Here is a 12,261-nt window from a genome sequence, read left to right on the forward strand (position 1 = left end):
ATGTCAATTTTTCGTGAACTCTGTATCAATGAATCCCCTGAAAGGAAGTGAAAGCACTTTGAAGAATTGGGAGACCTGGAAAGTCAACCTCATGGTGCTTTGGTTCGGCCAGTTTCTAGTGAATGCAGGTATGACTATGATTACCCCGTTTCTGTCGCTTTATCTCGCCAAAGATCTGGGGGTGACCGGCGACCGCGCAATCGGGATGTGGGCCGGGCTTATTTTTGCCGCCAACTTCTTGACCTCGTTCATCTTCCAGCCGCTCTGGGGCAAGCTTGCCGACAAATACGGACGCAAAATTATGCTCCTGCGCTCCAGCTTCGGCATGGCGATTGTGATTGTGCTGATGGGCTTCGCCCAGTCCCCGATGCAGCTGCTGCTGCTCCGGCTGCTGAACGGAACCATCTCCGGCTTCAACCCCGCCTCTGTCGCGCTGGTCTCAGGCACCACACCGAAACCGAAGATGGGCTTCGCGATGGGCTTGATGCAATCCGGCGCGGTAGCCGGAACGATTCTGGGGCCGCTTATGGGCGGCTTACTGGCGGACTGGATCGGGTTCCGGCCGATTTTCTATGTGGTCGGCGCACTGCTGTTCGTTGCTTCATTGCTGGCGTTATTCCTGGTCAAAGAGAAATTCGACCGGGCAGAAGCAGCACAGGTGCCTCAGGTATCCGTGCTGGAAGGCTTAAAGGAACTGGCGAAGGTACCGCAGCTTCCCGCCTTGTTCGGCGTTACCTTCCTGTTGCAGTTCGCCATGGTCAGTCCCATGTCGCTGCTGCCGCTCTATGTTGAGAAGCTGCACGGCACCACCGTGGACCTTGCCTTCTGGGCAGGTATGGTCAGTGCAGTGACCGGTATCTCGAATATGCTCGCTTCGCCGCTGCTCGGCAAGCTCAGCGACAAGGTGGGAGCGCACCGGATACTGACCTTTGCGCTGATCGGCGCCGCTCTGTTCCTGATCCCGCAGGCGTTCGTGACCAGTGTCTGGCAGCTGATTCTCGTCCGCTTCCTGATGGGCGTCTTCATGGGCGGCCTGCTGCCTAGCGTCAACGCCCTGATCCGCTCCTATACGCCTGACGGCAAGGAGAGCCGGGCGTTTGGCTTCAACAGCAGTACGCTCGCGCTCGGCAATATGCTCGGTGCGGTGATCGGCGGATTCCTGTCCGGTTATATAGGGATTGAAGGCCTGTTCATTGTCTCCGGTGCATTCCTGCTGATCAATACGGTCTGGGTGCGGATCAAGCTGTACAAGAAGACTGAACCCCGGCTATTCCGTTAAGGGGCTGCTTCTCTTATGGGCGGTATAACTGGTGTGGCTGGCTGGTGTAGCACAAGTTATTTCACCATTGCCAGCGCCAGTCCGTCATAGGCAGGCAGCAGTGTGCTGGTCAGGCGGGGATCGCCCGCTATCATCTCATTGAAGCGGCGCATGGCCTGGACGGCCGGTCCGTTCTTCTCCGTATTAAGCGTGCGGCCGCGAAGAAAAATATTATCCCCGGCAATAATCGCCCCCGGTGAAGCAAGCCGGATCGCATATTCCAGATAATTCGGATAGTTCTCCTTATCGGCATCGATGAAGAAGAAATCATACCTGTTCCCCTGTGCTTCGAGCAGCTTCAGGCTGTCCAGTGCAGGGCCGGTCCGGTATTCCACCCGGTCGCCGAAGCCCGCCTGCTGAAGATGGCTCTGTGCCAGCTCTGCATATTCAGCCTTAAGCTCCAAAGAGGTGAGACGGCCTTCCTGTGTGAGTCCCCGGCACAGACAGATTCCGCTGTAGCCGCCAAGCGCCCCGATCTCCAGCAGGTTTGCTGAGCGGGAGAGGGTCACAAGCATCGTCAGCAGTCTGCCGTAGCCCGGGGCAATGGACACCTCCGGCATGCCTTTGGCCGCGATGGCTGCTTTGACTTGGAGCAATAATTCATCTTCTGTATATAGCTGTTCGCTGTACTCTTCCTGATTCTGCATATGTATTCTCCTCTTGAATGGGTGTGTGTGCCTGCGGACAGGCATTGTGCAGAACTCTTCCTTACCCTATACTGTAAGCTGAACGTTCTACAGGTTCAGATGACAAACCAGTTATTCTTATTGTACTGGCTTTACGTATTTATCTACAAGTTAAACGGAGTTGAGCGCACTTGGGCAAATTACAATTGATCGCCACCGCCCCCATGGGGCTGGAGGCTGTAGTAGCACGCGAATTAAACGAGCTGGGTTATGAGACCACGGTCGAGAACGGACGGGTCCTGTTCAGCGGGGATTACATCGACATCTGCCGCTGTAATCTGTGGCTGCGTACCTCGGACCGTGTACTGGTCAAGATGGGCCAGTTCCCGGCCCGGACCTTCGATGAGCTGTTCGAAGGAGTGAAGGCGATAAATTGGGAGGACTGGATTCCCGAGAACGGCGAATTCCCGGTAGAGGGCCGTTCGCATAAATCTCAGCTGACCAGCGTACCTGCCTGCCAAGGGATTGTGAAGAAGGCCATTGTCGAGAAGCTGAAGCTGTCGTACCACACCGAATGGTTCCCGGAGAACGGCCCCCGGTATGTGGTAGAAGTGATCCTGCTGAATGATATCGCGCTGATCACCCTGGATACCACCGGCCCGGCACTGCACAAGCGCGGCTACCGCCGTCAGGCTACGGAAGCGCCGCTGAAGGAGACGATGGCTGCGGCTCTGATCCAGCTCAGCCGCTGGAACGGCCATCGTCCGCTCTATGATCCTTGCTGCGGATCAGGCACTATTCTGATCGAGGCTGCGATGATCGCCTGGAATATCGCGCCAGGCCTGCGCCGCTCCTTCCCATCCGAGCACTGGCCGGAGATTCCGCAGCGCCTGTGGGAGGAAGCCCGCGAAGAAGCCTTCGATGCGGTGCGTGACGATTACCCGCTGCAGCTGACCGGAACGGATATCGATCCGGCAGCAATTGAGATCGCCGAGGCGGCGGCGAAGAGCGCCGGACTCTCCGGTGAGATCACGTTCAAGCATATGGCCGCTGCGAAGGCCCGGCCGGAAGGCGAATACGGCTGCATCATCACCAACCCGCCTTACGGCGAGCGGATCAGTAATGACAAGGAAGTGGAGAAGCTGACCCGCCAGTTCGGCGAGATGATGCTCTATCTGCCCACCTGGTCCTTCTTCGCCATCAGCCCGTACAAGGAGTTCGAGCAATACTACGGACGCAAGGCGGACAAGCGCCGCAAGCTCTACAACGGCCGGATCGAATGCCAATACTATCAATACCTGGGGCCGCTGCCTCCACGGAAATAGGCAATATTAAGTCTAAGAAGCCTTAAGTCCCATGAAGCACTCTGTGCTTGCGGACTTATGGCTTTTTTGCGTTTGCGGGGCCAATTGTAATCGGTTTTTCGACTACATTTGGTCCGCTCGCCTCTACGCTGCGTATTGTGGTCGGTTTTTCGTTTACATTTGGTCCGCTCGCCTCCACGCTGCTCAATGTGGTCGGTTTTTCGTTTACATTTGGTCCGCACACCTCCACGCTGCGTATTGTGATCGGTTTTTCGACTATATTTGGTCCGCACACCTCCGCGCTGCTCAATGTAGTCGGTTTTTCGTTTACATTTGCTCCGCTCGCCTCCACGCTGCGTATTGTAATCGGTTTTTCGACTACATTTGGTCCGCTCACCTCCACGCTGCCCATTGTGGTCGGTTTTACGACTACATTTGGTCCGCTCACCTCCGCGCTGCTCAATGTGGTCGGTTTTTCGATTACATTTGGTCCGCACACCTCCGCGCTGCTCAAAGTGGTCGGTTTTTCGATTACATTTGCCCCGCTCCCCTCCGCACACCAAAACAGCCCCCGCAAATAACGCGGGGGCTGTACGATGCTGTAGGCGCAGCAGATCTGAATTACTTCTTCTCCACCGGCCGTTTGACGAAGGCTTCCGCCTTGGCCAGCACCTCGTCTTCCGTCGGTCCGCTGATGTAGCGGCCGTTGATGTAGACAAACGGGCGTTTGCCGCATGGTCCGCAGTAGGAGATGCAGCCTGTCTTGATCTCGGCATCCGGTGCCATCTTCAGCAACTTGGGCACGATGCTTTTCATTTTGATATGATTGCACTCGTCACATAATCTTATATCGTTAGCCATGAAGCAACCCTTCTTTATGTCCGTAAAATACGGGCGGATCAACTAGTGATCGCCATGATTTCCTTTAGACGGATTAGTAATAACGAAACCTTCTTCGGGCAAGTAGAGATAATCAATCTTCACTCCGTCCAGCAGGGGCTGGTTCGGATCAAGAATGACATCGATATCCTTGTCGGTGGAGACTACAACATCGTTCTCCTTAGGCGTGTCCAGATCCAGTCCGTAGTGGGCATGGTCGCCATGGGCATGTGTAATTGCTACACGAAGCTTAAGCTCACTGTTGCCTTCAAGTTCCATGGTTTTCTTTATCACTTTAGCCGCGTTGCGGGTAATTTTGACGTTCATTCGATTCCATCTCCCAGGCCTCTATATTTTAAATACTCAATAATTCATTTTAAGGAGTATGGGAGGATAAAGCAACCATTAGGAGATGGACATCCACACTTAAAGGTACAATCGTCGCTAAAATGTCATCTTCCGCTGTGCAGCGCCGCGTATTTACGGTCCATCCGCGCTGTGAACCAGCCCATCAGCAGCATCGTTACGCCAATATCGTCAATCGGTATAAACGGCATGAAATCGGGCAGCACCCAGTACAGCAGCGCCGGAATCGTGAACAGCAGCTTGTCGGCCATAGCCACATTAGGCGAAACGATATAATGCCAGGAGCTGCGGAATATATGAGACCATTGTTTGAGTGACAACAGTTTTCTGAATTTCATGAGTTATGCCTCCCTGTGTAGTCTGTGTAAGCAGCAAAGGACACCGCCGCTAAGCACCTGTAAAAGGATTGCGGCTGTGCCCTTTGCTGTTATCTTACGCGAATGCGCAGGATTCGTTTCGCTTTTAAGTAGAATTTTATCGAATTCTCCCGAACCGGACCAACGTTCACTCCGTCACCTTAACATCGTCGATACGTGCGGTGCTGGAATGCATCCGCAGACCGATCTTCCCTCCGGCCGGCTGCGCCGCCGTATCGGTCCATTGGATCAGCTGGGTACCGCCCACAGATGCCGTAATCGTACTGCCGCTTACCGTCACCTTCAGCTCCATCCACTGGCCGGGCGTAACGGCAGTATTCGTGCTGCTCACCATCGTGAGCGTGCCGGCGGTTTTTTTGAACAGCTCCGCCTTGTCGCCGGAATCATTTAGCCGGAACATGTAATAATTGGAAGCATCCGCATACCGGAACAACAGACCCGCGTTGCCAAAAGCATTCAGCAGCTTGATTCTTGCCGAATACGTGTAATCCCTCCAGGAGGCGTCGCCTGTATAGGCAAGCGCTTCTCCTGTCCCGGAGTTCTGTGATAGAGCCTTCGTGCCGTCATCCTCCACACCCCAGGCTCCGCCAGAAGTCGTCCAGCCGCTGGAATTGCCATCCTCGAAATCATCCTGGAACAGCGTAACCGGCGGTGTAATCGTACCCTGGAACTCAAATACACCGATATCCGGCACACCGTTATACAGCGGATTCCCGAAGAAGTCCTGTCCTCCGTTGCCTGCAACCACCGCCCCGGCATCCAGCAGCGGAGAGGAGAGCGCCAGCTTATAGCCGTCTGCCGAATCGCGTCCTGTGGCCGTGCCGGGACTTACGAATCCGGGATTGCCGGTGATTTTATGGGGATCGTTCGGAACACTTGAGTTCAGCCCGTAGAAGCTGTTGTGATCATACGTCATTCTGGGGCTGTTCGTATATTGTCCGCTGGCTGCATTATAAAAGATGTTGTTCGTGTAATAGGCCATTCCTGTATTGCTCGCATGGGTCAGCGCCTTATTCTGCGTTCCCGAACGGTAGATGATGTTGTTGTAGACATAGAGATTGCCCCCGCCGTTCACCAGATGGAACACCCCGTTAGCGTCCTTATCGTTCTGGCTGATATTATAGCGGAAAATATTATTGTTCGTGTTGTTCATCACCAGCAGGGTGCCGCCCTCATTGTCATAGCTGAAATTGTACTGGTAGATGCTGTCGTGCACCTCGATGTCGAAATCCCAGGGCTGGCCGTCTCCACCCAGCATCCGGGTATCTGAAGCTTCATTGTATTGGAAAATAGCACCTTTGGTGTAATAGGCCCACTGCGCCGCAACGACAGTGATATCCTCAAGGTAATTGACGATGGATGTATTCACATCGCAGGCTTCTCCGATGGACTTCGTCTTGTTGTATTCGATCAGCGGCGCGGCGCTGGCTCTGACCAGGATGCCGTCCCGGTGGATCTTCTCCACCACATTGCCCCGGATGACCACACCCCGGAAAGCGTCGAACTTATGCGTCCAGGCACTGTTGAAAAAAGCATCCGTCATCGTCTGTATCCCCGTGTCCGCCACGTTAATGATCGTATTGTCCTCGATCAAAATATCTTCCCAGGTGCTCTCAAGTGCTGTATTGGCTCCCCGGGCATGAAAGTTGATGCCGCCTGTGCGGCGGTCTGTGCCGAAGATATCGTGGATGTCGAGATTCCGGATATAAATATGCCGGAAGTTCCCAGCCCCTGCTCCTTCGCCTACGACCAGCACACCGTTTCTGCGCATATCTGTAGGCTGCTGTCCGCTTGTAATCTCCAGATTGTTGATCTCCCAGTAAGAGACATTGCGCAATCTGACCCCGAAGCCTTCACCGCCCACGGCGGTGTTGCCGAAATCAATCAGCGGCTTGGCTCCGCTCCCGTAGCGGTCTACCGTAATCGGATTCCCCTCTGCGCCTGAGCCCTTGAGATCCAGATACTGGTCCTTCCATATACTTCCTGCCTTGAGCAAAATCCGGTCCCCCGGGCTGAAGGTCACGCTGTTGACTTTGCCCAGCGTCTTCCAGGCTGCCGCTTCACTGGTACCGGAATTACTGTCGCTGCCTTGTGCAGCATCGACGTAATACGTGGTGCCTGCCGCCTCAGCAACCGGACCTGATATTCCTGAGATAAGACTGAACAGCAGAAAGCCGATGATACCAAGCAAGGTCAGCCTGCCCGGCCTGCCTTGTCTTGATCTATGCTTCATACGATACCTTGTCATTCGGATCACGCTCCCGCAGAATAAATTGTACTTGTAAGTTTTCATGTGGGATCGCCGTGACTCCAGAGAAGTTTTGGACTTCCGGCCGCTGTTGTTTGCAGATTTCTTGATTTATCCCGTTTTTAACGGTTGAAATCCGCAAACTGCTGATGCTTCCGTAGCGAGCTTTCCTGCGGAAAGCTTTCAGGCGGACGCTATCGCTCCTACAGTTCCAAAATTCCCCTCCGCCACTTTTCCCTGTCTGTCTTTTTTTCAAGCTCAATTTATTAAGTTATAAAGCGGCCAAGGCCTCACCCAGCCAGGCTCCCTGCTGCACCAGTCCGTTCTGAAGCTTGGCGAGATCCACCTTCCGGCTCTGTCCCTCCGCTTCGGCCGCCATCGCCGCCGCCATACCCGCCGCCTGCCCCATGGCGAAGCAGTTCGGCATCACCCGCAGTGAGCCTTGCACGACACGGTCCGAGGAGGCGGCGCGCCCCGCCACCCATACATTGTCCAGTCCCACCGGCAGCATGCAGCGGTAAGGGACACCATGCGACTTCCCGGGCGGAAGATGGTGAATATGCATCGCCCCGCTGCTGCGGGCCATATGAATATCGATGAAGTAGCTGTTGCGGGCAATATCATCCGGGAAGGAAGCCATATTCATGAAATCCTCCTGGGTCAGCACGTAATCGCCCACAATCCGCCGCGTCTCGCGGATACCGATCTGCTCGCCGGTGGACACCAGATGGGCCTGTTCAAATCCGGGTACATAAGCTCTGAAGAATTCCAGCTGACGGTGAACCAGCTGGCGTCCCTCTATGGCCCCCCGGGTCAGATCCTCTGCACGGGAGCCATCAATGCCGAACACATGGCCAAAATTCACACCGACCAGATAATCGGCAATCCAAGCTAGTCCCGAGACGGAGTCCCGGCCCTGCGGCAGCTTTCCGTCAACCTGCGCCTGCTGGACGGCCTGATGGATCTGATCCGTGTCACCGCTTTCATTCCGGTATTCTTCAAAACGCTGCCGGTCCACATTCGCCAGCAGGTAGCACATCGTCGCGGCTTGAAGCTCGCCGGATTCTCCGCCCTTATGGAACGGCGCTCCCGCCAGGGCGGCCAGATCGGCGTCCCCGGTCGTATCAATGACAGTCCGGGCGCGGACCAGACTCCGGCCTGACTTGTTGACGATTACCACGCCCTCAATGCTTCGGCCGGTCTCATCCAGCACTGTCTGGCTCGCCACGGTATGGAGCAGCACCTCCGCTCCGCTCTCGGTGGCAGCCTCGTCGTATACACGCTTCAGCACCTCCGGGTCGATGGGCACCCAGTCCAGCTCTGCCTCGAAGCGCTCGCGGAACTCCGGCTCACATCCGGCCTTCATCCGCTCCAGCAGTTCCAGGCCGATTCCCCGCACGACAGCCTTCTCCCCGTCACTGTAAGGACAGAAGGCTGGCACCAGGGCAACGGTGCCCATGCCGCCCAGGAAGCCGCGCTGCTCGATCAGCAGCGTCCGAGCCCCGCTGCGGGCCGCAGCTATCGCCGCTGCCACACCAGCAGGCCCGCCGCCTGCAACTAATACATCCACCTCGCGGGATACCGTTATCTCCTCCGCAGGCAAGGTAAATACAGTTCTATTCATCGTTGTTCCTCCTTGAAGCTATACTTAGACTCCTTACCATTATAAGAAGCCGGAGGCTGCAACAGCGTGCAGACTGATTGCCTGTTGCAGTGGACAGTTTTGACCTTTATGGCTTGGCGTCATCCGTGGATGGCTCTCTGCCCTGCTCTTCCACCGGACCTGCCTTGAATTCGCTGGGATTCCGGCCGCTGTATTTCTTGAACACCTTGGAGAAGTACGCCCGGTCGGAGAAGCCGAGCGTGTAGGCGACATTCTCGACGGTCTCGTGCGGGCGGGCCAGCATCGTGATGGCCATATTCATCTTGTACTGGTTGACGTAATCGGTGAAGTTCACGCCGGACAGCTTCTTGAAATAGCGGGAGAAGTAGCTGGCATTCAGATGCAGATGCTCGGCCATGTCGGTAGAGGTGACCATTCGGTCCACATGCTCCTCCAGAAACTCATCCACCGCCTGAAGCCGGACATCCTTCTCCTCAGCGGCTGCGGGGGCTAGCGCAAACTGCCGCCACAGATGCCTCAGCTCCCGCTTAGTCAGGCTGGCCGCTTCCTCGATATGAACCGTCTGCTCGAGTTGCGTGAAGAAGTCCTCCTCAGCCAGCCCGCCGGCTTCGAAGGCCAGCTGGCGCACGAGATTCCCGCAGGTCTCCTTCACCAGCCGGGGCAGCAGCCGCTCCGCCGATGCCAGCTGCGTCCACTGATTCACGGCCAGATCAATCCAGGCGGCATGCTGGTCTGCAAGCGCCAACGACAGCATCCCGCGTTCCTTTTCCCCGCGCCGTTCTAACGTCTGCCCGAAATCCGCGTGCTCCTCAAGCAGAGACACAGGCTTCACTGAATGATAGAAGTTATTTTCCCGGCAATCGGTGAGAGTCTTGTATAACACACCGAAGCTGCGGACCGGTACACAGGACTCCGAATAGAACCCCCGCAGGCTAATCTTCAGATACTGCTCCACCTTATCCTGTACCGCCTGCATGAATTCAGCCAGCTTGTTCTCTGTGACGCCGGGGTCCTCCACATTCCAAACCACATAAATATCCGCGTCTCTGCTCATAATCGGTGTAATGGAAGCCTCTGCCGCAGACAGCTCCAGCGCAATATTGTTCACGGCTGAATGGATCAGCGGAATATCCTTGTACCGGTAACGCTCGGTAACCGATGCGGCATCCATATGAAGGAATCCATGACGCAGAAAGGGGTGCTTCCAGGAGATGCCCAGCCGTTCTCCGAACTCCAGGGTGTTCTCCTGGCCCGCCGCACCCGACAACAGCTGCTTCAGGAAGCTCTGCTTCAGTACTTCCTTATTGCGCTCAATCGCCTGGCGGAAGGAGTAGCGCTCCAGCAGTTCCTCGCGGCTCTTGAAGCGGCTCATCGCTTTGGCGAGACTGCTCTTAAGCTGCTCGGGCGACAGCTCATCCTTAATCAGATAATCATCCGCCTCCAGTTGGATCGCCCGCTTCGAGTAATGGAAATCCTCATAGCAGGTCAGGAAAATCAAGCGGACTTCCGGCTTCGTGATCCGGAAGGCATCCGCCAGCTCCAGCCCGTCCATCCCCGGCAGGCCGATGTCCACAATCACAATATCCGGCAGTGCGGTATGGAACTGCTCCAGCGCATCCTCGCTGCTATACGCCGAAGCCACCAGCTGCAGCTCCAGCCCCAAGGACCCGAGCAGATATTCCACGTATTCCAGCATCGGGACATCATCGTCAATTAGCATCAGGGTCATCAAGGGGAACCGCCTCCTTCTCCCGGGTCACGGGGATATATAGAGTGAACGTCATGCCTGCCTCGTCTTCTCTTGCCTGCGCGCTCAGCCGTGCGCGATATCCGTACAATACCTGCAGACGGCGTGCTGTGTTGACCAGCCCGACCCCTTTTTCCGGCCAGAGCGCAGTGTCTTCACTTCCTTGCAGACGCCGGTTCAGGCGCTGGAGCTTATCCTCCGGCATCCCGCGGCCGTTATCGCTGATGCTGATCCGCAGCAGATCGGACTCGAACGCCGCTTCGAGCCGGATCGCCGGTTGGTCCGGACGGGCGGAGAAGCCGTGACTGATGGCATTCTCGACAATGGGCTGAAGCAGCAGCCGGGGCAGCATCACCGCACCTTCTTCCTCGCCCACCTCGCATTCCCAGACGATATCCAGACGGTTGCGGATCTGCATCACCTGCACATAGCTGCCCAGCACCCTGCACTCCTCCGCCAGCTCCAGCGGCTTATCCACATGCACATACACACGCAGCAGCTTCATGAGCGCATCGATCATGGCGCCATGCGCCGGGTCACCGCTGAGCAGCAGATCCACCTTGATGGAATTGAGCGTATTCAGCAGAAAATGAGGCCGGATCTGCGCCGCCAGCGCCTGAAGCTCCAGCCGCCTTTTCTCCTCCTGCTCGCTCTCGACCTGCTGCAGCAGCCCGTTCATATCCTCCAGCATCTGATTGAAAGCTGCCGACAGCACCGCCACCTCATCCTTGCCCTTGACGGGTATCCGCACCGCGCGGTTGCCGCCGACATACTGCTTGACACTGGCCCGCAGCAGGCTAATCGGCTTGTTCATATATCCGGCCCACAGCATGGATAGGACCAGAAACGCCAGGAAGAACAGTCCGATCAGCGAGATGGAGACCAGAAACTCCCGGTTGATATGACTGTCGATGGAACTGCGGGGCGTCTTGCTGGTAAGCAGCCAGCCGACCTTAGGAATACGGACCTCACTGGCCAGCAGCGGGCCTTCATCCGCAGGAGCGGCTTCTCCGGTGACAGCAATGCTTCTCCCCTTCTGGTCAACCAGCGTGAGCCTGCTTACCGCATTGCCCGTATCGAGCAGGCTGCGGAAGTAGTGGCTCGGAATGCCTACGTACAGCGTGGCCAGCTTGTCCTGGTTCAGCGGGTCGGTAATGAAGCGTACCGCATAATAATAATCCGGTGCAGCGGGGGTGCCGCCGTAGGGGAACCATTGCAGCGACACTTTTTCCCGCTCATCCAGCCTGCTGCTCTCCTTAAGAAGCTTCTCAGGCAGCACAGAGAACACCGTAATATTCTGGTTGCCGATCAGTATCCGGTTCTCCCGGTTGACCAGCATGATCTGAAGATCAGCATCGAGCGACTGTACCGACAGGATATTGGCCGTAGTCTTGAGCTTGTTGTAATGGGTATACACTCCGTAATTTCCGAAGCTTCCCGTATTTTTGAGATAACGCAGACTCTCCAGCACGGCCGGATCATAAGCCTCAGAGAAATACACCGAGACAAACGAGATGCTGTCCACCGTTTTTTCCATTTGACTGCCGATGACCTTCAGGGTCTCCTCATTCGAACGGGCGATCTTCTCACTCACATTCTCCCGCACAGAGGTATACGACCAGAAGGTAACGACAACAAAAGGCAGCAGGATCAGGATCAGGAACGTGTATTGCAGTCTGCGATGGAAGGAAAAACGGCTTAACCATTTCATAAGAATTCCACCCCGCACTGTAATGAAAGCTTCAACGTCCCTATTATAATCCATAATCCCT

11 protein-coding genes are annotated in these 12,261 nt (G+C 55.9%); 3 read left to right on the plus strand and 8 right to left on the minus strand.

Annotation, left to right across the window (positions count from 1 at the left end):
• The first annotated feature begins 58 nt into the window (after positions 1-58).
• Complete coding sequence (locus MHH78_RS25060; RefSeq protein WP_036725253.1) at positions 59-1,279, plus strand: MFS transporter; 1,221 nt, start codon at positions 59-61, stop codon at positions 1,277-1,279.
• A 56-nt stretch (positions 1,280-1,335) separates the two neighbouring features.
• On the opposite strand, the gene MHH78_RS25065 is transcribed toward MHH78_RS25060, so the two are convergent.
• Positions 1,336-1,965, minus strand: coding sequence for an O-methyltransferase (locus tag MHH78_RS25065; protein ID WP_036725254.1), 630 nt, complete (start codon positions 1,963-1,965; stop codon positions 1,336-1,338).
• Between the two features lie 170 nt (positions 1,966-2,135).
• Between MHH78_RS25065 and MHH78_RS25070 the strand changes: the two genes are divergently transcribed.
• Together MHH78_RS25070 and MHH78_RS25075 are read left to right on the plus strand one after the other, a co-directional pair.
• Complete coding sequence (locus MHH78_RS25070) at positions 2,136-3,269, plus strand: THUMP domain-containing class I SAM-dependent RNA methyltransferase (protein WP_209874315.1); 1,134 nt, start codon at positions 2,136-2,138, stop codon at positions 3,267-3,269.
• A 47-nt stretch (positions 3,270-3,316) separates the two neighbouring features.
• Entirely contained in the window at positions 3,317-3,829 is a 513-nt protein-coding gene (locus MHH78_RS25075) for a hypothetical protein (protein ID WP_341169178.1), read from the plus strand.
• A 40-nt stretch (positions 3,830-3,869) separates the two neighbouring features.
• Here the strand turns inward: MHH78_RS25075 and MHH78_RS25080 are convergent, their stop codons facing one another.
• From MHH78_RS25080 to MHH78_RS25110, 7 genes are all read right to left on the minus strand, one after another.
• Entirely contained in the window at positions 3,870-4,109 is a 240-nt protein-coding gene (locus tag MHH78_RS25080) for a DUF1450 domain-containing protein (protein ID WP_036725257.1), read from the minus strand.
• 42 nt (positions 4,110-4,151) lie between these two features.
• Entirely contained in the window at positions 4,152-4,454 is a 303-nt protein-coding gene (locus MHH78_RS25085) for a HesB/IscA family protein (protein ID WP_036702251.1), read from the minus strand.
• Positions 4,455-4,579: 125 nt separating this feature from the next.
• Positions 4,580-4,831: a hypothetical protein gene (locus MHH78_RS25090; protein WP_036725259.1), complete on the minus strand. Its 252-nt coding sequence runs from the start codon at positions 4,829-4,831 to the stop codon at positions 4,580-4,582.
• A 166-nt stretch (positions 4,832-4,997) separates the two neighbouring features.
• The gene (locus MHH78_RS25095; RefSeq protein ID WP_341169179.1) at positions 4,998-7,118 is read right to left on the minus strand and encodes a family 16 glycoside hydrolase; all 2,121 of its coding nucleotides are present in this window, start codon (positions 7,116-7,118) and stop codon (positions 4,998-5,000) included.
• Positions 7,119-7,389: 271 nt separating this feature from the next.
• Positions 7,390-8,742, minus strand: a complete 1,353-nt coding sequence (locus MHH78_RS25100) for an FAD-dependent oxidoreductase (protein WP_076078401.1) — start codon at positions 8,740-8,742, stop codon at positions 7,390-7,392.
• Positions 8,743-8,848: 106 nt separating this feature from the next.
• Positions 8,849-10,471, minus strand: a complete 1,623-nt coding sequence (locus MHH78_RS25105) for a response regulator transcription factor (protein WP_341170377.1) — start codon at positions 10,469-10,471, stop codon at positions 8,849-8,851.
• On the minus strand, positions 10,452-12,200 hold the full coding sequence (locus MHH78_RS25110; RefSeq protein ID WP_341169180.1) for a sensor histidine kinase: 1,749 nt from the start codon (positions 12,198-12,200) through the stop codon (positions 10,452-10,454). Before MHH78_RS25110 ends, MHH78_RS25105 begins: the two co-directional genes overlap by 20 nt.
• Positions 12,201-12,261: the final 61 nt, after the last annotated feature.

It is taken from the genome of Paenibacillus sp. FSL H3-0333, from assembly GCF_038002805.1.
GTDB lineage: Bacteria > Bacillota > Bacilli > Paenibacillales > Paenibacillaceae > Paenibacillus_AQ > Paenibacillus_AQ silagei.

Excerpts from the sequence above, each read along its gene's own strand:
- MHH78_RS25065 (WP_036725254.1), bottom strand. The coding sequence starts at position 1,965 with ATGCAGAATCAGGAAGAGTACAGCGAACAGCTATATACAGAAGATGAA.
- MHH78_RS25085 (WP_036702251.1), bottom strand. The coding sequence starts at position 4,454 with ATGAACGTCAAAATTACCCGCAACGCGGCTAAAGTGATAAAGAAAACC.
- MHH78_RS25105 (WP_341170377.1), bottom strand. The coding sequence starts at position 10,471 with ATGACCCTGATGCTAATTGACGATGATGTCCCGATGCTGGAATACGTG.
- MHH78_RS25100 (WP_076078401.1), bottom strand. The coding sequence starts at position 8,742 with ATGAATAGAACTGTATTTACCTTGCCTGCGGAGGAGATAACGGTATCC.
- MHH78_RS25080 (WP_036725257.1), bottom strand. The coding sequence starts at position 4,109 with ATGGCTAACGATATAAGATTATGTGACGAGTGCAATCATATCAAAATG.
- MHH78_RS25095 (WP_341169179.1), bottom strand. The coding sequence starts at position 7,118 with ATGACAAGGTATCGTATGAAGCATAGATCAAGACAAGGCAGGCCGGGC.
- MHH78_RS25110 (WP_341169180.1), bottom strand. The coding sequence starts at position 12,200 with ATGAAATGGTTAAGCCGTTTTTCCTTCCATCGCAGACTGCAATACACG.
- MHH78_RS25090 (WP_036725259.1), bottom strand. The coding sequence starts at position 4,831 with ATGAAATTCAGAAAACTGTTGTCACTCAAACAATGGTCTCATATATTC.